The 23156-nt window shown below is 75.4% G+C and carries 14 protein-coding genes and 1 pseudogene; 6 read left to right on the top strand and 9 right to left on the bottom strand.

Annotated elements, in window-relative coordinates; translation table 11 throughout:
• Positions 1 to 21: 21 nt before the first annotated feature.
• Positions 22 to 1200 (top strand): annotated as a pseudogene (locus tag E9529_RS08755) (sugar transferase); the annotation flags it as partial.
• Positions 1201 to 1263: 63 nt separating this feature from the next.
• On the opposite strand, the gene E9529_RS08750 reads toward E9529_RS08755, so the two are convergent.
• Together E9529_RS08750 and E9529_RS08745 are read right to left on the bottom strand one after the other, a co-directional pair.
• On the bottom strand, positions 1264 to 2211 hold the full coding sequence (locus E9529_RS08750; RefSeq protein ID WP_236830765.1) for a glycosyltransferase family 2 protein: 948 nt from the start codon (positions 2209 to 2211) through the stop codon (positions 1264 to 1266).
• On the bottom strand, positions 2208 to 3191 hold the full coding sequence (locus E9529_RS08745) for a sulfotransferase (protein ID WP_236830763.1): 984 nt from the start codon (positions 3189 to 3191) through the stop codon (positions 2208 to 2210). Before E9529_RS08745 ends, E9529_RS08750 begins: the two co-directional genes overlap by 4 nt.
• A gap of 116 nt (positions 3192 to 3307) precedes the next feature.
• On the opposite strand from E9529_RS08745, the gene E9529_RS08740 reads away from it, so the two are divergent.
• The gene (locus E9529_RS08740; RefSeq protein WP_236830787.1) at positions 3308 to 4090 is read left to right on the top strand and encodes a WecB/TagA/CpsF family glycosyltransferase; all 783 of its coding nucleotides are present in this window, start codon (positions 3308 to 3310) and stop codon (positions 4088 to 4090) included.
• A 66-nt stretch (positions 4091 to 4156) separates the two neighbouring features.
• On the opposite strand, the gene E9529_RS08735 is transcribed toward E9529_RS08740, so the two are convergent.
• From E9529_RS08735 to E9529_RS08705, 7 genes are all read right to left on the bottom strand, one after another.
• Complete coding sequence (locus tag E9529_RS08735) at positions 4157 to 5131, bottom strand: sulfotransferase (protein ID WP_236830761.1); 975 nt, start codon at positions 5129 to 5131, stop codon at positions 4157 to 4159.
• Positions 5132 to 5136: 5 nt separating this feature from the next.
• On the bottom strand, positions 5137 to 6747 hold the full coding sequence (locus tag E9529_RS08730) for a lipopolysaccharide biosynthesis protein (RefSeq protein ID WP_236830760.1): 1611 nt from the start codon (positions 6745 to 6747) through the stop codon (positions 5137 to 5139).
• On the bottom strand, positions 6731 to 7618 hold the full coding sequence (locus tag E9529_RS08725) for a sulfotransferase domain-containing protein (RefSeq protein WP_236830759.1): 888 nt from the start codon (positions 7616 to 7618) through the stop codon (positions 6731 to 6733). Before E9529_RS08725 ends, E9529_RS08730 begins: the two co-directional genes overlap by 17 nt.
• The gene (locus tag E9529_RS08720) at positions 7615 to 8844 is read right to left on the bottom strand and encodes a hypothetical protein (RefSeq protein ID WP_236830758.1); all 1230 of its coding nucleotides are present in this window, start codon (positions 8842 to 8844) and stop codon (positions 7615 to 7617) included. The genes E9529_RS08725 and E9529_RS08720 overlap by 4 nt, the downstream gene beginning before the upstream one ends.
• Positions 8841 to 10214: an O-antigen ligase gene (locus E9529_RS08715; RefSeq protein WP_236830757.1), complete on the bottom strand. Its 1374-nt coding sequence runs from the start codon at positions 10212 to 10214 to the stop codon at positions 8841 to 8843. Before E9529_RS08715 ends, E9529_RS08720 begins: the two co-directional genes overlap by 4 nt.
• Positions 10215 to 10261: 47 nt before the next feature.
• Positions 10262 to 11902 carry a Wzz/FepE/Etk N-terminal domain-containing protein gene (locus tag E9529_RS08710; protein WP_236830756.1) on the bottom strand — a complete coding sequence of 547 codons (1641 nt, stop codon included), beginning with the start codon at positions 11900 to 11902 and terminating at the stop codon, positions 10262 to 10264.
• Between the two features lie 183 nt (positions 11903 to 12085).
• Positions 12086 to 13120 carry a sulfite exporter TauE/SafE family protein gene (locus tag E9529_RS08705; RefSeq protein ID WP_236830755.1) on the bottom strand — a complete coding sequence of 345 codons (1035 nt, stop codon included), beginning with the start codon at positions 13118 to 13120 and terminating at the stop codon, positions 12086 to 12088.
• 341 nt (positions 13121 to 13461) lie between these two features.
• Here E9529_RS08705 and E9529_RS08700 point away from each other — a divergent pair, with 341 nt between their 5' ends.
• The 4 genes from E9529_RS08700 to mfd all read left to right on the top strand — a co-directional run bounded on the left by E9529_RS08700 (position 13462) and on the right by mfd (position 23130).
• Positions 13462 to 14361 carry a hypothetical protein gene (locus tag E9529_RS08700; RefSeq protein ID WP_236830754.1) on the top strand — a complete coding sequence of 300 codons (900 nt, stop codon included), beginning with the start codon at positions 13462 to 13464 and terminating at the stop codon, positions 14359 to 14361.
• A 46-nt stretch (positions 14362 to 14407) separates the two neighbouring features.
• Positions 14408 to 14602: a hypothetical protein gene (locus E9529_RS08695; protein ID WP_236830753.1), complete on the top strand. Its 195-nt coding sequence runs from the start codon at positions 14408 to 14410 to the stop codon at positions 14600 to 14602.
• Positions 14603 to 14691: 89 nt separating this feature from the next.
• Entirely contained in the window at positions 14692 to 19440 is a 4749-nt protein-coding gene (locus tag E9529_RS08690; protein ID WP_236830752.1) for a PKD domain-containing protein, read from the top strand.
• A gap of 156 nt (positions 19441 to 19596) precedes the next feature.
• A complete protein-coding gene (mfd, locus tag E9529_RS08685) occupies positions 19597 to 23130 on the top strand; it encodes a transcription-repair coupling factor (RefSeq protein WP_236830751.1) in 3534 nt (1177 codons plus the stop codon).
• Positions 23131 to 23156 lie beyond the last annotated feature (26 nt).

Here is a 23156-nt window from a genome sequence, read left to right as displayed (position 1 = left end):
GTCTACGGCACCGGCAGCGACGAGTACCGGAGGGTCGGCCGGGCCGGCTTCCTCCTCCTGGCCCTGACCAGCTTCACCTCCTACCTGTTCGACCTCGAGCTCAGCCGGCTGCTGGTCGTGGTCGCGATCCCGGCGCTCGTCTTCGCCACCCTGCTGGGCAGGTACGCGGCGCGGGCCCGGCTGCGCCGGCTGCGCGCCCAGGGGCGCTGCACCAAGAAGGTGGTCGTCGTCGGCCGCGGCGGCGCCGTGCTCGACCTGGTCACCCGGCTGCAGCGCGAGCGGTACGCGGGGCTGGACGTGGTCGCCGCGGCGGTCACGCCGGCCGACCGCACGCGCGTCGCCGAGCAGTCCGGGGTGCCCGTCGGCGGCCTGGGCGACGTGCTGCAGCTGGCCGCGTCGTACGGCGCGGACACGATCGCGGTCACCTCCGCCAGCGAGACCGCGGCCGAGTACCTGCGCCGGCTCTCCTGGCAGCTGGAAGGCACCGGGCTCGAGCTCCTGGTGGCCCCGGGGCTGATCGAGGTCGCCGGTCCGCGGCTCCACATCCGCCCGTTCGAGGGGCTGCCGCTGCTCTCGGTCGAGCAGCCGTGCTTCGAGGGCTGGCGCCGGGTGGTCAAGGGCGGGGCCGACCGCGCCGCGGCCGTGTTCGCGCTGCTGCTGCTGTCGCCGGTGCTGCTGCTGATCGCCGCCGCGGTCGGCCTGACCAGCCGCGGCCCGGTGCTCTACCGCCAGCAGCGGGTGGGCCTGGGCGGGCGCACGTTCACCATGCTGAAGTTCCGCAGCATGGTGGTCGACGCCGACCGCCAGCTGGACGTCCTGCGGGCCGGCAACATCTCCGACGGCCTGCTGTTCAAGCTGCGCGCCGACCCCCGCGTGACGCCGGTGGGGCGGTTGCTCCGCCGGCTGTCCCTCGACGAGCTGCCGCAGCTGCTCAACGTGCTCGGCGGCTCGATGTCGCTGGTCGGCCCGCGCCCTCCGCTGCCCGACGAGGTCGCCCGCTACGACACCTCGGTGAGCCGCCGGCTGCTGGTCAAGCCGGGCCTGACGGGGCTGTGGCAGATCTCCGGGCGGAGCGACCTGTCGTGGGAGGAGTCGGTCCGGCTGGACCTGCGCTACGTCGAGAACTGGTCGCTGGCGACCGACGCGCTCATCCTGGTCAAGACCGTGCGCGCCGTGCTGAGCCGCTCCGGCGCCTACTGAGCCGTCCACGACGAGGGGCCCCGACCGCGCGCGGTCGGGGCCCCTCGTCGTGGGGGAGCCGGGTCAGACGCCGCGGCCGCGGCGGTGCAGGACCGCCATCACCGTGTCGGCCGGCACCAGCCGGGTGGCCACGGTGAGCGCGAGGAAGGCACGCGGCTCCGCGACGCGGCGGCGCAGCGCCCGGGCGGCCCACCGGGCGGCGTCCCGGCGCTGCCCGAGGGCGGCGTGGCCGAAGGCGAGCTGCCCGTAGACCCGGGCGGCCCCGACGCGGTCGGCGGCGATCGCCGGGTGCCGCTGCAGCATCCAGGTCAGCGACTCGACGCGGGTCCGCCACTGCCGGGCGAAGTGCGAGCTGCGGCCCCACAGCACCCGGACCAGCGGCTCGTCCACGTGCGGGATCGGGGCGAGCGCGGCCGCGCGCAGCAGCATGTCCCAGTCCTCGTTCTGGCTGCCGGGGATGCCCTCGTCCACCAGGCCCAGGGGGCCCAGGAGCGCCGAGCGGCGGAGCAGGAGCGTCGAGCTGTGCAGCATCGACATGCGGCTGCGGGTCAGCTGCTCGGAGGTGACCTCGTCGACACCGGCCAAGCGGGGCACCTCCTGGTCCTCGAACCGGACGCACACCGCCGTGGTGACCAGCGGCGCCCCGGGGTGCTGCCGGGCCCGCGCCAGCTGGGCGCGGAGCTTCCCGGGCAGCCACGTGTCGTCGTCGTCGCAGAAGGCCACCCAGTCGGTGTCCAGGGCGAGGATCCCGGTGTTCCGCGCCCCGGCCAGCCCCGGGCTGCGCTCGTTGACGAGCACCCGGACGCGGCGGCCGGGCCGGCTCATGGCCTCCAGCGACCGGTCGGGTGCGGCGCGGTCGTAGACCACGACGACGTCGAGACCGGCCGCCTCGGCGGGGTCGAGCTCCTGGCCCAGCACCGCCGCCAGGGTCTCCCGGAGCAGCTGGGGCCGGTCGTGCGTCGGGACGACGACGCCGACGGTGGGCGCGCCGGAGCCGGCGGGCTGGTTCACCGCGCGGCCCGGCGGAGGTAGCCGTAGACCGCCAGCAGCGGCAGGGTCAGCGCACCGACCAGCCGCTTGTCCCCGGCCGGCAGCTCGGTGCGCCAGGCGTCGTCCCGGCGCAGCGTCAGCGGCCCGGTGCGGAACCGCATCGGGTTCCCCGCGACGGTGTGCGCGGGGGACAGGACGACCGAGTGCCCGTCGACGACGCCGGCGCCCGAGCCGGCGGGGAGGCCGGCGAAGTCGGCGAGGTCCGCCACGACCGCCCCCGGCCGCGCCACGAAGTCCTCGTAGCGCAGGCGCCGGGTCGGGGTGCCGAGCCGGCGGAGGAGCCCGAAGAAGACGTTGTGCCCGAGCCACAGGGCCGAGGAGCGGGTGGGGGAGTAGCGGGTCATCAGCGCCTCGCCGCCGGTTTCGGGCCGCCGGACCTCCTTGGTCCAGGAGTAGGCGACGCCCCGCGGGTCGCGGACGACGTGGACGACGCGGAGGTCCAGGTCCGGCGCGGTGCGCAGGCAGAAGGCGAGCGAGGAGTGCTTGCTGGAGTCGATGACGACGGCCCCGCCCGAGACCTGGCCGATCGCCCGGTGGAGCGCCCGGTAGGTGCCCACGTAGGCGGCCAGCCGCGGATCGCGGTGGCGCCCGCGGGAGCGCAGCAGCCGGGCGATGTGGCGCGAGCGGTCCACCTGGGCGCGCAGGGCCACCATGCGCTCGGCCAGCGCGCGGTCCCAGCCGCCGAAGGCGACCGCGCCGACCTCGGTCCAGAAGGGGCAGCGGCTGAACGGCTGCCCGCAGCCGCAGGTCTCGTCGTCGAGGACGCCGCGCTGCCAGAGGTGGACCACCTCGCCGACCGGGCACACGCCCGGCAGCTCGCCCAGCACCCGCTCGAGCACCGTGGTGCCGCTGCGACCGAGGCCCCCGAGGTAGAGCACCCGGGTACGCCCGCCGGCGTGGACCGCGGGCGCGGTGGCGCCGTCGATGCTCGGGGAACTCACCCGTCGAGGATCCCACCGGCCGCGGTCGTTGTGACCGGCCGTTACCTCCTTGGAGGGAGGTCCGGCCGAAAGCACTGATCAGAGCGCAGCCGCCCGCCGAAGATCCACGTGTGACCATGACGGAGGGTGAGCGGCGCATCGTGGTCGGCGGTCTGCCGATCGACGTCCTCACCGAGGCCGAGGTCGTCGAGCGCGTGCGCGCGGCGCTGGTCTTCGGGCGGGGCGGCTGGATCGCCACGCCCAACGTCGACCACCTCCGGCGGGCCGCGCGCGACCCGGCGCTGGCCGGTCTGATCGGCTCGGCCGACATCAGCGTCGCCGACGGCGCCCCCGTCGTCTGGGCGGCCCGGCTGGCCGGCCGCCCGCTGCCCACCCGCGTCACCGGCGCGGACCTGCTCTGGTCGCTCAGCGCGGCCGCGGCGGAGGACGGGCGCAGCATCTTCCTGCTCGGTGGCGCGCCCGGCGTGCCGGACCGGGCGGGTGAGGCGTTGCAGGCCGCCTACCCCGGGCTCAAGGTCGTCGGTGCCTGCTCCCCGCCGCTCGGCTTCGAGCACGATCCCGAGGAGCTCGGCAAGTGCCGCGAGATGCTGCTGTCGGCCCAGCCGGACATCGTCTTCGTGGGGCTGGGCTTCCCGAAGCAGGAGCACCTCATCGAGAGCTTCACCTCGCTGCTGCCCTCGGCCTGGTGGCTGGGGTGCGGGGCGGCGCTGCCCTTCGCCGCCGGCGAGCTCCGGCGTGCGCCGCGGTGGATGGGATCGGCGGGCCTGGAGTGGCTCTACCGCCTGGCGCACGAGCCGCGGCGGCTGTTCCGCCGCTACGTGCTGGAGGACGCCCCGTACGCGCTGGTCCTGCTGAGCTGGGCGCTCGGCACCCGGGTGCGCGCCACCCGCTCGCACTGACCACCGCACGACGCCGGTACCCGCACCCGTCCGGGCGCGGGCACCGGCGTCGTTCCGTTCCGGGCGTCAGGCCGCCGGAGCGGTGCCCGGCAGGACCCGGGCGGCCACCTCCGCGGTGAGCTCGCGCACCCGCTCCACCTCGTCGGGCGTCAGCCGGGACCGGAAGGTGGACAGCGCGGTCGCCGAGCCCATCGGCCGGTAGGCGGTGCGGGACAGCCCGCCCTTGAGCGACCACCGGTGCGAGCCCTGCTCGGCGCCGGGCCGCTCGGTGGTGGCCTCCCGGACGCGCGCCTCGGCCGAGGGGGACCAGGTCAGGCCGAACCGGCCGTAGAGGTCGGCGAACCCCTCCAGGGGCTGCTGCACCAGGGACTCGTAGGACACGACGTGGACGCCCGGAACCGGCCGGAAGGCCCGGTCGACGACGTCGTAGGTCGCCTCCCAGAGCAGGCAGATGCGGGCCAGCCAGTCGTCGGAGCCGACCGCGCGCTGCATCCGCTCGACGTAGGGGCCCAGGTGGTCGCGCACCAGCGCCGGCTGCTCGAGCAGCTCGTGGAAGTGCATCGTCCAGCCGAGGCTCTTCCAGCTCCCGACGAAGGAGACCGGGTCGCGCACCAGCACCACCGCGCGGCAGCCCATCTCGCGGGCCAGCCAGCCGGTGGAGAACACGGCGAACGGGTCGTCGAGCATCGCCCGCCGGGCGCGCAGCCGGCCCAGCGTGAAGGTCGTGCCGTACTTGGCCATGCGGGCCAGGTCGTAGGCCGCCCGGTTCTGCCGGACCTCGGCGCGGAACTGGTACCGCAGGCCGAGGGTCTGCTCGAAGGCGCGGCGCCATGCGGCGTCGTCCTCGGCGCTGATGTACTGGAACTGCCGGGTCACCCGGGCGTCGAGGACCCCGGGCGAGTGGCCCGGCGGGTGCTGCGGGTTCATCGGCTCGTTGACGTACACGACCTCGCCGGAGGCCTCCAGCATCTTGCCGACCCAGCTCGTCCCGCTGCGGGGCAGGCCGGTGACGAGCAGGGGCGAGTCGATCGGGGTGGTCATGCGGTTCACCTCACCGGAGGGACGCCGTCGAGCGCGGCATCGGGGGATCGTGGGGGTGTCGCCCGCGGCAGCGCGCGGAGGCTGTCCAGCGCCAGCACGCGGCGCAGCCGCCAGTAGCCGGCGGCGTAGAGGGCGACGCCGAGACCGGTCGCGGTCACGGCGGGCAGGAGGCCGTCACCGGCGACCAGCCGGACGAGCAGCGGCAGGAGGGCGAAGCAGCCCAGGGACAGCGCCACCGCCGTCCCCGTGCCGGCGCCGAACGGGTGCATGCGCAGCGACCGCCACACCTGCGCCAGCGGCAGGAGGTTGTTGACGCTGATGGCCGCCGCCCAGCCGACGGCCGCGCCGAGCAGCCCCATCGACGGGATGAGCAGCAGGTCGACGACGACGTTGACGGTGAGGGCGAGCAGCGCGTTGCCCAGGTTCCACCGGGAGCGGCCGCCCATGAGCAGCACGACGTCGACCATGCCGATCGACGTGGCGAGGAGCATGGTGGCGGCCAGGACGAGCACCACCGTGACCCCCGCGTCGTAGCCGGGTCCGAACCAGTCGAGCAGGCCGTCGGCGTAGGTCATGACGAGCAGGTAGAACGGCCAGCACAGCAGGACCAGCCACCCGGTGGCGGTGCGGTACACGGTGGTCGCCGCGGCGCGGTCGCCGACGGCGAGCAGCCGGCTCAGCCGCGGCTCGACGACGCCGGCCAGCGCCTGGTTGACGAACTGCCCGACCACGAGGAACCGGGTGGCCGCGGTGTAGACCGCGGCCGGGACGGGGCCGGCGAGGAGCGTGAGCAGGACGATGTCCAGCCGCTGCAGGGCGAGCTGGACGACGCTGGTGACCGCACGCGGGCCGGTGAACGCCCAGAACTCCCGCCACGTCCCCGCGGCCACCCGGGGGCCGGTCCGCGGCGCGGTGTGCGGGCGCTGCAGCCGGGCCAGCCACCAGCCGGCGACGAGGGCGGACAGCACCCACGGCGCCGCCCAGGCGGCGGTGACCGCGACGACCGAGCCGCCCGCGGCCACCGCGGCCACGGCGGCGAGCTGCACCACCGGGCGGCCGACCTTGTCGACGACGACCGTGGGCAGGATCGGCCCGTGCCCGCGGGTGGCCGCGACGAGCGTGTCCGAGACGGTGGTCAGCGGCAGCAGGGCCGCCAGCACCCGCAGCGCGGTGGCGGTGCTGCCGACGTCGTCGTCGGTGAAGAGCCGGGCGAGCGGCTCGGCGGCCAGCAGCAGGACGCCGGCCAGCACCAGCGACAGCCCGACGACCGGGGTCAGGGCCACCCACAGGAAGCCGGGGACGCGGCCCGCGGTCCCCAGGCCGTGCGCGCGGGAGATGGCGTAGACCAGCCCCGTGCCGGTGCCCAGGCGGGCGGTCATCCCGGCGATCAGGAAGACCGACGTGAGGGTGAAGAAGATGCCCGCGGTGTCCTGGGGCAGCGTCCGGGTGACCACCAGGACGACGAGCACCCCGCTGACGGCGGAGACGCCCGCGCCCGCCAGGCTCAGCGCACCCCCGCGGGCCAGCCCGCGCAGGCCGGCCCGGTCCCGGGCCGAGCCGGCCGGGGCCGGGGGAGCGCCGTCCAGCGGGACGGCGGTGTCAGGCGAGCGGGACACCCTGCGCCCGCCAGCTCACCGGGTGCCCGAGCCAGGCCGCCAGCCGCTCGTCGTGCGGGGCGAAGTGCTCCTCCAGCCGGGCCCGCAGCTCGTCGGGCATCGGCGAGCGGGGGCGGGCGTTGTGCCGCTCGAACACCGGGTAGCCGGTGTGCGGCAGGCCCAGGAAGCGCAGCACCGCGTCGTGGACCGGCTCGGGGTCGGTGAAGAAGGCGTGGCTGTCGACGACGTGCATGCGGTCGCGGCCGAACACCGACTCGAGCCGCTCGAGGTGCTCGACGTAGCGCCCGCGCTGGAGGTAGCCGTGGTGCTGGTGGCTGTGGCTGTAGTAGGAGGGGTCGGCGGCGAGCCGCTCGGCCTCCCCGGCCAGCCGCTCGTCCTCCAGCGCCAGCGCCGTCTCGAAGTCCTCGGTCTCGAAGCCGCGGGCCAGCTCGTGGGCGTGGGCGGAGTACGCGCGCTCCACCGGGTCGCGCAACAGCACGATCACCTTGACCCCGGGGAGGTCGCGGTCGATCCGCTCGGCAGCCAGCGGGTGGAACATGTAGTACGGGCTCGACTCGAAGGTCAGCGGCCGGGTGCCCGTGCGCCGCTCGACCCGGCTCGCGGTGGCCTCCAGCGGGAAGTGGCTGCGGTACCAGCCCATGCCCTTGCCGTAGCTGGTGTCGAAGTAGTGCACGCCCTTGTGCAGCACGGCCTTGAGCACCGCGGGGTGCTGGCTGAGCGTGCGGTACATCGACGTCGTGCCGCACCGCTGGCCGCCGATGACGAGGAAGCCGGGGGACATGCGGGCGCCGCTGGTCACCCGCCCGAACGAGGTGGTGGCGGTCTGCGCCAGGCGCTTGGCGGTGGCCGAGCGCTTCAGTCGCTGCATCATGTCCAGGTCTCTCCCTCGAGTGCGGTGGTGCCCCGGTCCAGGGCGGGCAGCAGCCACGCCCCGACGTCCCCGAGGCGGGCCCCCGCCTCGAGCTGGCGGTCGGCCAGGTAGCGGGTGGCCAGGTCGGCCGAGTAGAGCAGCGCGGTGAGCAGCCCGGTGCGCGGCGCGAGGGCCAGCGGCGCGAGGAGCCGGCCGGCGCCGAGCACGGCGTCGGCGGCCGCCGCGGGCGGGTCCTCGAGCCGGGCCACCAGACCGCTCTGCAGCCGGTGGTGGAGCAGGTCGAAGCCGACCGGCACGGCCGTGCGGAACCGCTCCCAGTCCCACACCAGCAGCCCCCCGGCGACCGCGGCCATGTTCCACGGCGTCCAGTCGCCGTGGGAGGCGCCGAAGGAGAGCCGCGCGCCGCCGGCCGCCCGGCCGATCCGGTCGACCGACGCCCGGAGCCGTGCGGCGGCGGGCCCGTCCGGCAGCCGGTCGAGCCGGGAACGCAGCTCCTGCCAGTAGGCCGACGCGGTGAGGACGACGTCGTCCACCCGCCCGATCGCGGCGATCTCGCCGGCCGCGGCGGCCAGCCCCGCGGCGTCCAGCGGGCGGCGCGGCTGCCAGACCGGCAGCGCCGACTGCACGAGCAGCCGGTGGCCCAACCACGTGCCGTCGTGCAGGAGCTCGGGCACCCGGACCGAGCCGGTCCCGGCGCCCGCCAGCGCGGCCAGCGCCGCGGCCTCCTGGCCGACGAGCGCGTCGGTCAGGGCGTCGACGCCGAGCTTGGCGTAGGCGAGGGTCCGCCCGGCCGGGTCCAGCAGCTGCAGCACCGGCTTGCGATTGGCCCGCGGCGGGCCCAGGTGCATGCCCATGACCACCTCGCGGTCCAGCACGGTGCCCAGGTGGTCGAGCAGACCGCCGCCGGCGGCCCCGCGCGGCGCGCGCACCTGCAGGCGCCGGCGCCAGACCACCGGCCCCAGCCCCGCGCGCAGGCCGAGGGCGAGCACGGCGGCCTGGAACCGGGCGGCGGCGTGCCGGCCCTCGCCGTGGTGCCGGACGACGGCGGAGGCGGCCCGGCGGCCGGTCGGGGCCAGCAGCCGCGGGTGGCGCGCGCTGGGCAGCAGCAGGTACTCGGCGACCGTCTGCGCCCCCTCGGCGGCGGGCCGGCCGACGGTGACCGCGTGCGGGGTCGGCCAGAGCGCGGGGGCCACCTCGGTGAGGTGCGCCAGCCGGTCGCCGCTCACCGGGCACTCCCCGCGACCAGGCCGGGCGCGCGGCTGCCCGGACCGGCGGTGCTGCCGGCCTCGGCGCGGCGGGCCTGGTCGTTGCGCCACAGCAGGGCGACCGAGAGGAAGGAGATCAGCAGGGGGACCACCAGCGCGTTGTAGAGGAACATGTAGACGAACGGCAGCCCGATCGAGAGGAACGCGGCGGCGGCCAGCGCCGAGCGGTCCCGCCGGTAGGCCCACAGCACCCGGGTGAAGAAGCCGAGGTAGAGCGCGGCGCCGACGACCCCCTGGGCGATGAGGAGCAGCCACAGCTGGCCGTTGCTGCCCAGCAGCGGGTTGCCGCAGTTGGAGCAGTCCTCGTCGCGGCCGACGGCGATCGAGTTGCTGCTGCCCAGCGCCCGCCGGGTGGAGCCGAAGCCGAGCACCGGCGACTCCTGGACGACCTCGAGGGTGCGGCTGACGGTGAACCCGCGGATCCCGTCGCTCTTGGGGTTGTCCAGGCGCTGCTGGATCGTCGAGGTCAGCGGGGTGGTGAGCACCAGCACGACGACCAGCACGACCGACACCGCCAGCCCCAGCAGGGCGCCGAGGTTGCCGTTGCGGGCCAGCCACAGCGCGGCGAACAGGACGGTGAGCCCCAGCCCGATCCACACCCCGCGGTTCAGCGAGTGCACCACCGGGATCGCGGCCAGGGCGAGCACCAGCACGCCGGCGAGCCGCCGAGCGCCGGGCCGGCGCAGCCAGCCGATCGCGAACCAGCCCAGCAGCAGGCTCAGCGCGTAGCCCCAGGTGTTGGTGTAGCCGAACGGGGCGGCCGGGCGCCCGGCGGTGTAGCCGAGCACCTCCTGCAGCTGGGCCGCCGTCGGGTGCACGAGGTTCTGCACGAACGCGTTCCGGGCGACAGAGTCGGGCAGCAGCATCTCGACCGGGGACGTGAAGGAGAACTGGTCGGCGAACGTGCCCAGCAGCCCGCCGGCGACCACGACGACGAACAGCCCGCCGAGGTGCCGCACGGCGCGCGACCGCGGGTACTCCTCCTCGGTCAGGTTGCCGAGGTACAGCATCGCGACGGCGACGGCGACGTACCCGGCGAGGTTGAAGCCGACGGAGACGACCCGGTCGGCGGCCTCGCCCGGGAGGGTCCCGGCGGGGTCGACGCCGAGCATGACCGTGCTGGCGACCACCCACAGCAGGAACACCAGCCACAGCCCGAAGCCCGGGGGCACGCGCACCGGGCGGCGGCGCAGCAGCTCCAGGGCCATGGGGACGGCCAGCACGAAGACGATGAGCGTCCCCATGCCGAGCGCCCACCACACCGGGTAGAAGGCGAACAGCGCGGTCAGCGGCCAGCCCGGCCGCCACGCGCCGCCCGCCGCGCGCCCCACCGGTGCACCGGCCGCCGGTCCCCGCGCGGGGACCGGTACCGGCGCGGTCACGGCCGGGCTCGGCCGGCGGGGTCGGCGACCGGAGCCGCGGCCACGCGCGGGCGCTCCCGGTCCGGGCGGTCCGCCGGTCGCGGGGCGCGGGGTGCCGGGGCGTCGGTGCCCTGCGGCGCCGGCTCGTCCGCACCGGGGGCGGGGGCGTCGTCGTGGCGCACGAGCACCGCGCCGACGACCGGCGTGCCCATCGACTCGAGCTGCCCGAGGGCGGCGGTGACGTCCCGGGCGGTCGTCCGGCCGGCCTCCAGGACCAGGACGGCGATCTCCGCGACGTTGGCCAGCGTCTGCACGCTGGTGTCCTCGGTGGTGGCCGGCGCCTCGATGACGACGACGTCGGCGCCGTCCTGCAGCAGCGCGTCGACGACCGCGCGGGGGTTGCGGGTCTGCAGGAGGGCGTCGGCCCGGTCGGCGTCGAGGCCGGGGCCGACGACCCGGAGCGCCCGGAGGGCGGTGAGCCGCTCGGCCACCTCCGGTGCGGTGCGGTTGCCGGCGAGCACCTCCGCGAGACCGGCCCGCGGCCGGTCGCCCAGCAGCGAGGTCGCCGTCGCCCCGAACACGTCGGCGCAGACGAGCACGACCTCCTCGCCGGACCGGGCGAGGGAGGCGGCGAGGTTGGCCGCGACCGTCCCGCCCCCGCGCCGGGTGCCGGCCACCAGCACCACCCGGCGGGGGGCCTCGGCGAGTGCGGTGGTCACGTGGTTGCGCAGCCGGGCGTGTGCCCGGCCGTCGGCGCTGAGCGGCGCGGCGAGGCGCACCTGCCCGTCGGGCAGCGGGGTCTCCGGTGCCGCGACGACCCGCACCCCGGTACGGCGCTGCACGTCCTGGGTGTCGCGCAGCACGTCGTCCCTGCGGTGCCGGAGGACCGCCGCGCCGAGGCCGAGCAGGCCGCCCAGGACGACGCCGGCGGCGAGGGTGACGTAGCGGTCAGGGCTGCTCGGTGAGGCGGGGAGGGTGGCCCGGGTGACGACGCGGCCCGGGGACACGGTCTCGGACCGGACCTGGTTCTGCTGCGCGCCCAGGCTGGCGAGCTGCTGGTTCAGCGCGGCGGCCTGGTCCGCGGCGCGGCCGCGCTCCGGGGTGCCGTTGGGCAGGGTCGCGACCGCCTCGGTGGCCTGGCGGAGCTGCTCGCCCACCACGTCGATCCGCTCCTGCAGCGCGTCGTCCTGGAGCTCGAGGGCGTCCTCGGCGGTCGCCCGACGGCCGTCGAGGTAGGCGTCGGCGAAGGCGCGCGCGCCGGCCTGCGCCGACTGGGCGCTCGACCCGACGAAGGAGATGCGGAGGATCTCGGTGTTGGGCGGCACCGTGACGCCGACGCGGTCGGCGAGGTCGTCCAGCTCGTCGGCCGGGACGTCGAGCGCCTCGGCGGCGGCGGAGACCGTCTCGGTGGAGGTCAGCAGCTGCGCCTCGGTGTCGAGGTTGATCTCGTCCCGGCCGGTGCCGCCGACGGAGTCGGCGTCCGTCGCCGTCACCAGGACGGCGGTCACCGAGGTGTACTCGCGCGGCGCCACCACCAGGTAGGCCAGCGCGACGGCGACCCCCAGGACCAGCCCCAGCAGGACCGCGGCCCACTGGCGGCGGATCAGCACGTAGTAGTCGCCCAGCCGGGCAGCGGTCAGCCCCTCGTCGGTCGGCACCGTGGTCGTCCCCCCAAGTCCGCAGTTCCCGGCCGCCCCGTCCGGCGGCCCGCACCCAGGTCGGCCCGGGCGCACGCGTGGATCTGCCTGTGACCGTCAGTGGACCACCCGCCGGAGCCCGCCGGGGCGGCTCTCGGGGGGGCCGCCACCCCTATGGGGGAGGCGGGCCGGGTCCGTCCCGCCTCAGCGGTCGGTGGCGGCGGGCGTGCGGTCGTCCGCCGACGGCCGGGGGGCCGGTGGCCCGGCCGGCTCCGGGCGCCGGCGGGTGGCCCACGCGTCGCGGAGGTAGTGCGGCCGGGCCGGGAGCCCGTGCCGGGAGCGCGCGGCCCACCACAGCAGCGGGCCCACGACGACGACGACCCCCAGCACGGCGACCATGGCGACGTTGCCCAGGCCGAGCAGCTTCAGCCCGGAGGCGAGCAGCACCAGGGCCAGCGCCCGGCGGACCAGCCCGCCCGGTGCCCGCGAGGACAGCCGCGCGCCGAGGTAGACGCCGGGGAGGCAGCCCAGCAGCAGGGAGGTGGTCAGGTCGAGGCGGAAGTCGCCGAAGAGCAGGTGGCCCAGCGCCGCGGAGGCGACCAGCGGCACGGCCTGGACCAGGTCGGTCCCGACCAGCGAGGCCGCGCTGAGCCGCGGGTAGAGCGCGAGCAGCGCGATGATGATCAGCGAGCCGGAACCGACCGAGGTCATGCCGACGATCACGCCGCCGACGACGCCGACGAGCACGGTGGCCAGCGGCCGGGTGCGCAGCGGGGTGTCGGCCGGTTCCTCGCGCACCGGGGCGGGCACGCCGCCGCGGCGGACCCGGGCCCGTTCGGCGGCCCGGCGGCCGCGGTCGACCATCGCCAGGTAGGCCTTCCCGATCAGCCCCGCCGCCGCCAGGAGCAGCGCGATGCCGAGAGCGAGCTTGGTCCACTCCTGCACCCCGGTGCCCGACCCCAGGGCCCGGGTGAGCAGCACGCCGCAGAAGGCGGCGGGGACCGAGCCGAGGGTCAGCCACCCGACCAGGCGCATGTCGACCGTGCCGCGGCGCAGGTGGACGACGCCACCCACGGGTTTCATCACCGCGGAGACCACGAGGTCGCTGGAGACGGCGGCCAGCGGCGGGACGCCGAAGAAGAGCACGAGGACCGGTGTCATCAGCGCACCGCCGCCCATGCCCGTCATGCCGACGACGATGCCGATCAGCAGTCCGGCCACGACGAGCGTGACGTCCACGTCCACGCTCCGTCCCCCTGTCCACGCGGTACCCACCCGTGGCGACAGGTGGCCCGGTCACGGTAGGCCCGGACGCCCGCCGGTGTCCCCGGGCCGCGTCCCGCCGTCACCCCCGAGGGTGGTTCGGGTCCGCCGGGGCACGGGTGCGCGGGGGCGCGTGGTGCAGTGGTGCCAGCCCACGACCGGCGCGGCCCGCCGCGGTCCGCGGGCACGACCACCCCTCCGTCGGCCGGGAGCCCTCCTCGATGTCCGGAAGCACCGGTCCCGCAGCGACCCGGCCCCCGTCCGGTCGCGGGCCCCGCCGGCGCCGGTGGCTGCTCGCGCTCGGTGCCGTCGCGCTGGTGGCCTCGCTCGCGGTGGTCACCGACCGGGACCGCCCGACGCTGCGGGGCGGCGCGGCCTACGCCACGCGGTGCCTGGCGGTCGGTGCGGCGGTGACCGCCGACGCCGGGTCGGGGCTGTCGAACCTCGAGACCTTCCTGGAGGCCGACGAGCGGATGGGGCCGCTCACGATCCGGCGGAGCTTCGACCCGCGCCTGCCGCCCAGCTTCGGCCGGTCGGCCGCCGCAGGCGATCCCGGGGCCGGCGTCCGCACCTTCGTCTCCTGGAAGCCGCCGGACGGCGACCACCGCGGGGCGGCGCGCGGCCGGTACGACGCGCAGATCACGGCGTGGGCGCGCAGCGTGCCCGCCGGGGTCTTCGCGACCTCGTTCCACGAGCCGGAGAACGACATGACCGGGCCCGAGTTCGTGGCTTTCCAGCGGCACGTCCACGCCGTGGTCGAGGCGGCGAACCCGGGCATCCACTGGGGGCCGGTCTACATGGCCTACTGGTGGGACCCGGCGGAGCCGTCCCACTACATCGGCGACCCGGCGCAGTGGTGGCCCGGCGAGGAGCACGCCGACTTCGTGGGCCTGGACTGGTACGGGGCCGATCCGGAGCCGATGACCGCCAGTCCCTCGTTCCGGCACTGGTACGAGTTCATGGAGCCGACCGGGGTGCCGCTGTTCATCACCGAGTACGGCCAGTACGTGCTGCGCGAGGGGGAGCGGGCCGTCCCCGCCCTCCTGCAGCGGCGCGTCGAGGCGATCCGGGCGGACGCCGCCTGGATCGCCGAGCACCCGCGCATCCGCATGTGGCTCTACTGGCAGGGCACGGGGCGGCGCGGCGACTGGCGGCTGCACGACGAGGCGTCCCGGGCGGCGTGGCGCGCGGTGGCGGCCACCGGTTGCAGCCCGTGACCATCACCCTGGTCAACTACGTAAAGTAGTCATACGGGTGCGGTCGGTGGGCGAAGCGGATCGCCCGGCTGACACCGGCCGTCGATTTCCCGTCGTCGTCGCCCAGCGTGATCTGTGCTGCTCGGACCAGCGGTTCGAGCGGATCGCCGCTTCTCCCGCGGCGCGGACCACCCTTTCCGAGGTGCACCCGGACGGGCGAATGGTGACCGTGCGCCTCGACCCAGCCGACCACGCTCTGTGATGCTCCCGCCCGAACGCAGCTCGCCGACGACGTGTCGCCGGGTTCGCCGTGCGAGGGGAAACGGGGTTCGGGGGGACATGGTGTCGAGGATGCGGCTGCTCTGCGGCCTGGTGGTGACCGCCGTCCTGGTGGCGCTGGTCGGCGTCACGGGGACGGCGTCGGCCGTGGGCACCGCCCAGCGCGGTGTCGTGGCGGCGGTGCCGGGTGACAGCACCCCGGCGGTGCTGGACAACAAGGTGCTGGACATCGCCGAGGTCGGCGACCGGATCGTGGTGGTCGGCTCCTTCACCGCGGTCAGGGACTCGTCCACCAACGGCGGCGCCGAGTTCGCCCAGCCCTACGTCTTCGCCTTCGACCCCGCGACCGGTGCGATCGACCGAGCCTTCGCCCCCAAGACCAACGGCCAGGTCAACGCGGTCGCGGCGGGCCCGGACGGCACCGTCTACCTGGGTGGCACGTTCAACTCGCTCAACGGCGCGGCCTCGCGCAACCTCGTGCAGGTCTCGCTGGCCACCGGCGAACGGACGGGGTTCCGGGCCGGCAACATCAACGGTGCGGTCAACGACCTGGCGCTCGCCGGCGGCCGGCTCTACGTCGCGGGCGTGTTCTCGACGGTCGGCGGCGTGCCCCACAACGGGCTCGCCACGGTGCACCCGACGACCGGTGCCCTCGACGAGTACATGGGCATCGACGTCTTCGAGAACCACAACTGGCCCCGCGGGACGGCGCGGGCCTCGGTCGGCGTGTCCAAGATCGACATCTCGCCGGACGGCTCCCGGCTGGTCGCCATCGGCAACTTCCGGATCGCCGACGGTCAGCCGCGCGACCAGGCCATGGTGGTGCGCCTGGATGCCGCGCAGGCGACGGTGGACGCCGACTGGCGCACCCGACGGTTCGAGCCCGCCTGCTACTCGGGCGCCTTCGACTCCTACGTCCGCGACGTGGAGTTCGCGCCGGACGGCTCCTACTTCGTCATCGTCACCACGGGCGCCCACTTCACGGGGACCCTCTGCGACACCGCCACCCGGTGGGAGACCGGCGCGACCGGCCAGGACGTGCAGCCCCGCTGGATCGCCGACACCGGTGGCGACACCCTCTTCTCCGTCGCGGTCAGCGGCAGCGCCGTCTACGTCGGCGGTCACCAGCGGTGGATGAACAACCCGACCGGCAACGACGCGGCACGTCCCGGCGCCGTCGGGCGGCCGGGCATCGCGGCGCTCGACCCCCGCACCGGGGTGCCGCTGTCGTGGAACCCCGGCCGCAATCCGCGCGGTGTCGGGGCGGAGGCCCTGACCCTGACCAGCCGCGGCCTCTACGTCGGCATGGACACCGAGTACATCGGCAACCGGCAGTACCTGCGGCCGCGCCTGGCGTTCTTCCCCCTCGACGGTGGCACCACGCCGGCGGCGGAGGAGCTCGGGCAGCTCCCGGCCAACGTGGTCCTCGCCGGACGTACCTCCACCGGGGGGCGCGTCGACGCCAACGACGTGCGCGTCCGCTACTTCACGGGCGCGGCGACCCCGTCCGCGGACGGCAGCGTGGACAAGGGCGGCACCGACTGGAGCCGGGCCCGCGGGGCCTTCATGGTCGACGGGACCCTCTTCTACGGCTACCCGACCGCGTCGGGCTCCTACGCCCTCCACAAGCGCACCTTCGACGGGGTCACCTTCGGCGAGGCCACCGTCGTCGACCCGTACAACGACCCGTTCTGGAGCACCATCTCGGCGGGGACCAGGGACGGCGTCACCAGCTACTACCGCGGCATGGCGCCCAGCTTCTACGGCAGCCAGCTCTCCTCGGTCACCGGGATGTTCTACGCCGACGGCCGGCTCTACTACACGCGCAGCGGCTCGGCGACGCTCTACTACCGCTACTTCTCCCCGGAGAGCGGCATCGTCTCCGAGGACACCTTCGTGGCGGCCGGCTCCGGCTTCTACTACGCCGCCGGCATGTTCCTGTCGGGTGGGCGGCTCCACTACGCCAACTCGCTGAACGGCGAGCTCCGCTCGGTGGCCTTCGTGAACGGCGCGCCCAGCGGCTCCTCGACGGTCGCGGCGGCCGGCCCGCTCAGCGGCGGGCGTGACTGGCGGACCCGCGCGATGTTCCTCGGCCCGCAGCCCAACGTCGCGCCGACCGCGTCCTTCACGGCCGACTGCCTCGGCCTCGTCTGCTCGCTGGACGGCGCCGCGTCGACCGACGGCGACGGCTCCGTGGCGTCGTACTCGTGGAACTTCGGCAACGGCACCACCGCCACCGGGCCGATGGCGAGCACGACCTACGCCACGGCCGGCAGCTACCCGGTCACCCTCACGGTGACCGACGACGACGGCGCCTCGGCCAGCACGACGCAGACGGTCACCGTCGCGCCGGTCGCCACGGGCGAGGGCATCGCGCTGCGCGACACCGCCGGCGTCTCGGCGCGGGTCGTGACCTCCGCGTCCCTGACCGTGCCCGCCTCGGTGCAGGCCGGTGACGCGCTGCTGCTGGCGTTGACCACCAACTCCACCGCCACCGGTCAGGCGCCGGCCGGCTACGAGCTGGTGGGCACCCAGACCTCGGGTACCGCGATGACCACCCAGGTGTTCTCGCGGGTCGCGACGGAGGCCGACGCCGGTGCCACGGTCACGGTGGACCTGAGCAGGCAGGCCAAGGTCACCCTGCAGCTGGCGGCCTACTCGGGCACCGACTGGCGGGCCCCCGTCGCCGCGTTCACCGGTGCCGCGGACGTGGGGGGCACCGCCCACACCACGCCGACGGCCGCGGTCGAGGCCGGCAGCTGGGTGGTCTCGGTGTGGGCGGACCGCTCGTCCTCGGCGCGCACCTTCACCGCGCCGTCCGCGACCGCGGAGCGGAGCAACCTGGCCGGTGTCGGCAACGGTGACATCGCCTCCCTGGTGGCCGACGGTGGTGCCCCCGTCCCGGCCGGCCAGGTCGGTGGCCTCACCGCCACCGTCCCGGTCGCGAGCGGGCGCGCCACGATGCTGACCGTCGTCCTCGCCCCCGGTGACGGCACCCTCCCGCCGGCCAACGTGGCCCCGACGGCGGCGATCGAGTCCACCTGCGCCTCGCTGACGTGCACCTTCGACGCCACGGGGTCCACGGACGCCGACGGCACCGTGACCGGGTTCGCCTGGGACTTCGGCGACGGGCAGGTCGCGACGACGGCGACGGCGGAGCACACCTTCGCCACGGCGGGCGAGCACGAGGTCACCCTCACCGTCACCGACGACGACGGTGCGACCTCCGTGGCGACGTCCACGGTCACCGTCGCGGCACCTCCGCCGCCGTCGGGCATCGGCCTGCGCGGGTCGGCGGGCTCCGCCGACCGGGTGGTCACCAGCGCGACGCTGGAGGTGCCGGCGTCGGTGCGGGCCGGGGACGGGCTGCTGCTGGTGCTGTCGACGAACTCGACGGTGACCGGCGCCGCTCCCGCGGGCTGGACCGAGGTCGGACGGGTGTCGGCCAACGACCTGAACCCGACGACCCAGGTCTTCTCCCGGGTCGCGGCGGCCGGTGACGCCGGGACGACGGTGACGGTGGCGCTCAGCGGGCAGGCGAAGGTCACCGCGCAGCTGATGGCCTACTCGGGCACGGCCGCCACCCCGGTGGCCTCGTTCACCGCGGCGACCGGTGGTGCGGGCACCGCCCACACCACCCCGGTCGCGACGGCGGCCGAGGGCAACTGGGTGCTGTCGGTGTGGTCGGACAAGCAGGGCGACGAGCGGCAGTGGACGCCGCCGACGGCCGGGGTCACCGAGCGCAGCAACATCGCCGGCATCGGCAGCGGTGACATCGCCACCCTGGTCGCCGACAGCGGCGGCCCGGTCGCGGCCGGGCCGGTCGGCGGGCTGACCGCCACGGTGCCGACGCCCAGCAACCGCGCCACGATGATCACCGTGGTCCTCGTCCCGGAGGGCGGCGTCGTCGCCCCGCCGGCGAACGAGGCCCCGACGGCGGCGATCGAGTCCACCTGCGCGTCGCTGACGTGCACCTTCGACGCCACGGGGTCCACGGACGCCGACGGCACCGTGACCGGGTTCGCCTGGGACCTCGGCGACGGGCAGGTCGCGACGACGGCGACGGCGGAGCACACCTACGCCGCGGCGGGCGAGTACGAGGTCACCCTCACCGTCACCGACGACGGCGGCGCGACGGCGGTGGCCACATCGACGGTGACGGTGGCCGCGCCGCCGCCGCCCGTGACCGCCGGCATCGGGCTGCGCGGGTCGGCGGGGTCCTCCGACCGGGTGGTCACCAGCGCGGCGCTGGAGGTGCCGGCGTCGGTGCAGGCCGGCGACGGCATGGTGCTGGTGCTCTCGACCAACTCGACGGTGACCGGCGCGGCCCCCGCGGGCTGGGTCGAGGTCGGGCGGGTGTCGGCCAACGACCAGAACCCCACGACCCAGGTCTTCTCCCGGGTCGCCGGTGCCGGTGACGCCGGGACGGCGGTGAGCGTGGCGCTCAGCGGGCAGGCGAAGGTGACCCTGCAGCTGATGGCCTACTCCGGCACCTCGGCCGCCGGACCCGTGGGCTCCTTCACCGCGGCGACCGCCGGCGCGGGCACCGCCCACACCACCCCGGTCGCCACGGCCGCGGAGGGCAACTGGGTGCTGTCGGTGTGGTCGGACAAGCAGGGCGACGAGCGGCAGTGGACGCCGCCGACGGCCGGCGTGACCGAGCGCAGCAACATCGCCGGCGTGGGCAGCGGTGACATCGCCACGCTGCTGGCCGACAGCGGTGGCCCGGTCGCGGCCGGGCCGGTCGGCGGGCTGACCGCCACCGTGCCCACGCCCAGCAACCGCGCCACGATGATCACGCTGGTCCTCGCGCAGGCCTGACGCGCCGGCGCACCGCAGCGGGCCCCCGACCGGACCGGTCGGGGGCCCGCAGCGCGTCGGCGGGGCCGGCGGGCCGGGACTAACCTTGTCCTCCGGCCCCCCATCGCACCCGGCGGTGTGCGCGCGGCCGGTGGAACCCCCAGGAGTGGAACTCTCGTGACCCTGCGCGGCGTGCTCGACGTCGTCCTCACCGACCCCGGCATGGCGCGCGTCGTCGCCGCCGCCGGGAACGCCGAGCTCGCGGTCACCGCGCCGCCGCCCGTGCAGCCCCTGGTGGCCGCCGCGCTCGCCCGCGGCGGGGGCGTCCCGGTGCTCGTGGTCACGGCCGGCGAGCGGGACGCCGACGCGACCGCCGACCTGCTCCGCTGCTTCGTGCCCGACCGCCGGGTAGAGGTCTTCCCGGCCTGGGAGACGCTGCCGCACGAGCGGCTCAGCCCGCGCGCGGACACCGTCGGCCGGCGGCTCGCGGTCCTGCGCGACCTCACCCACCCCGGCCAGAACGGCGCGATCGACGTGCTGGTCGCCCCGGTGCGCAGCGTGCTGCAGCCGCTGGCGCCGGGGCTCGGTGACCTGGTGCCCGTGGAGCTGGCGCCCGGGAGCTCCGCCGAGCTGGACGACGTCGCCCGCGCGCTCTTCGACGCCGCCTACACCCGCGTCGAGCTGGTCGAGAAGCGCGGCGAGTTCGCCGTCCGCGGCGGGCTGCTCGACGTCTTCCCGCCGACCGAGCCGCACCCGGTGCGGGTGGAGTTCTGGGGCGACGAGGTCGACGAGCTGCGCTACTTCTCCGCGGCCGACCAGCGCTCGCTCGACGAGCGGCCCGAGCGGCTGTGGGCACCGCCCTGCCGCGAGCTGCTGCTCACCGAGGAGGTGCGGGCCCGCGCCGCGGCGCTCGCCGTCGAGCACCCGGGCCTGCTGGAGATCCTGGGCAAGCTGGCCGAGGGCATCGCCGTCGAGGGCATGGAGTCGCTGACCCCGGTGCTCGTGCCCGGGCAGCTGCAGCTGCTCACCGAGCTGCTGCCGGCCGGCACCCACGTGCTGGTCTGCGACCCCGAGCGGGTGCGCAGCCGCGCCGCGGACCTGGTGCGCACGGCGGAGGAGTTCCTCGCGGCCTCCTGGGCGACCGCCGCGGAGGCGGGGGAGGCGCCGCTGGACCTCGGGGCGTCGTCGTTCCGCGACCTCGCCGACGTGGAGGCCGCGACCCGCGGCCGCGGCCTGCCCTGGTGGACCACCGGGGCGTTCACGCTGCAGGCGGACGACGACGAGCGCCAGGTGACCCTCGACGCGACCCTGGTCGAGCGGTTCGCCGGCGACGTGCCGAAGGCCGTCGAGCAGGTGCGCACGTGGTCCCGCGACGGGTGGCGGGTCGTCGTCACCTTCGCCGGGCCCGGCCCCGCCCAGCGGGCCGCCGACCAGCTCACCGAGGCCGAGCTCGGCGTCCGGCTGGTGCCCGACGTCGCCACCGCCCCGGACGCCGGGCTGACCCACGTCACCCAGGGCAACCTCGAGGCCGGGTTCGCCTTCCCGGGCGTCGGGCTCGCCCTGGTCACCGAGCACGACCTGACCGGCCAGCGCGGCACGACGATGCGCGACGCGGTGAAGATGCCCGCCCGCCGCCGCAACGCCGTCGACCTGGTGCAGCTGCAGCCCGGCGACCTGGTGGTGCACGAGCAGCACGGCGTCGGCCGCTACATCGAGATGATCAGCCGCACCGTCAACGGCGGGCAGCGCGACTACCTGATCGTCGAGTACGCGCCGTCGCGGCGGAACCAGCCGCCGGACCGGCTCTTCGTCCCCACCGACGCTCTCGACCAGCTCACCCGGTACGTCGGCGGGGAGTCGCCGGCGCTGTCGAAGCTCGGCGGCGCGGACTGGCAGAAGACCAAGAGCCAGGCCCGCAAGGCGGTCAAGCAGATCGCCGGCGAGCTCATCCGGCTCTACTCCGCCCGCATGGCCACCCAGGGGCACGCCTACGGCCCGGACACCGTCTGGCAGCGCGAGCTCGAGGACGCGTTCCCGTTCCAGGAGACGCCCGACCAGCTGGCCGCGATCGACGAGGTCAAGGCCGACATGCAGAACCCGGTGCCGATGGACCGGATCATCTGCGGCGACGTCGGCTACGGGAAGACCGAGATCGCGGTGCGCGCGGCGTTCAAGGCGGTGCAGGACGGCAAGCAGGTCGCCGTCCTGGTGCCGACGACGCTGCTGGCCAACCAGCACTACAAGACCTTCGCCGAGCGGTTCGCCCAGTTCCCGGTGAAGGTGCGGGTGCTCTCCCGCTTCCAGTCCGACGCCGAGAGCCGGCAGATCCTCGCCGAGCTCGCCGACGGCGCGATCGACGTGCTGGTCGGCACCCACCGGCTGCTGCAGCCGACCACGCGGTGGAAGGACCTCGGCCTGGTCATCGTCGACGAGGAGCAGCGCTTCGGCGTCGAGCACAAGGAGTACCTGAAGACGATGCGGACGGCGGTCGACGTGCTGTCGATGTCGGCCACCCCGATCCCGCGCACCCTGGAGATGAGCCTCACCGGCATCCGCGAGATGTCGACGATCCTCACCCCGCCCGAGGAGCGGCACCCCGTCCTGACCTACGTGGGCGCGTGGAACGACAAGCAGATGGCCGCGGCGATCCGCCGGGAGCTGCTGCGCGACGGCCAGGTGTTCGTGATCCACAACCGGGTGCAGTCGATCGACAAGGCCGCGGCGAAGATCCGCCACCTGGTGCCCGAGGCCCGGGTCGCCGTCGGGCACGGCCAGATGAGCGAGGCCGAGCTCGAGCGGGTGATGGTCGGCTTCTGGGAGAAGGAGTACGACGTCCTGGTGGCGACGACGATCGTCGAGTCCGGCCTGGACATCCCGAACGCCAACACCCTGATCGTCGACCGCGCCGACACCTTCGGCCTCTCCCAGCTGCACCAGATCCGCGGCCGCGTCGGCCGTGGGCGGGAGCGGGCCTACGCCTACTTCACCTACGACCCCACCCGCACGCTCACCGAGACCTCGGTGGACCGGCTGACCACCATCGCGAACAACACCGACCTCGGGGCCGGCATGGCGGTGGCGATGAAGGACCTGGAGATCCGCGGCTCGGGCAACCTGCTCGGCGGCGAGCAGTCCGGGCACATCGCCGGCGTCGGCTTCGACCTCTACGTGCGGCTGGTCGGCGAGGCGGTGGCCGACTACCGGGCGCAGGTGACCGGTGAGGCGGCACCCGCGGAGCCGGTGGAGGTCCGGGTGGACCTGCCGGTCGACGCGCACCTGCCGCACGACTACGTGCCCGGCGAGCGGCTGCGCATGGAGGCCTACCGCAAGGTCGCCTCCATCCAGGACGAGGAGCAGGCGCAGGCGGTCCTCGACGAGCTCACCGACCGGTACGGGGCCCCGCCGGCGCCGGTGCTCAACCTGCTGGCCGTCGCCCGGTTCCGGGTGGCGATGCGGGCGCTGGGCATCACCGAGGTGTCGCTGCAGGGCCGCACCATCCGGGTCGGCCCGGTGGACCTGCCGGAGTCGAAGCAGATGCGGCTGGCCCGGCTGGCCGACGGCGCCTCCTACAAGGCGGCGGTGCGGATGATCTCGCTCAAGGTGCCGGTCGGCCCTGACCGCCGCACCCCGCTGCGCGACGTCGCCCTGCTGGAGAACCTGCACGCCACGCTGCGGGCCGTCCTCGAGCAGCCGGTCGCCGCCGCGTCCTAGGGCGACCTGCGGCTTGCGTCACACCC

This window comes from Blastococcus sp. KM273128 (assembly GCF_021698975.1).
GTDB lineage: Bacteria > Actinomycetota > Actinomycetes > Mycobacteriales > Geodermatophilaceae > Blastococcus.
Note: the sequence above shows the minus strand (reverse complement) of the source record. Positions and strands in the feature narration are given on the sequence as shown.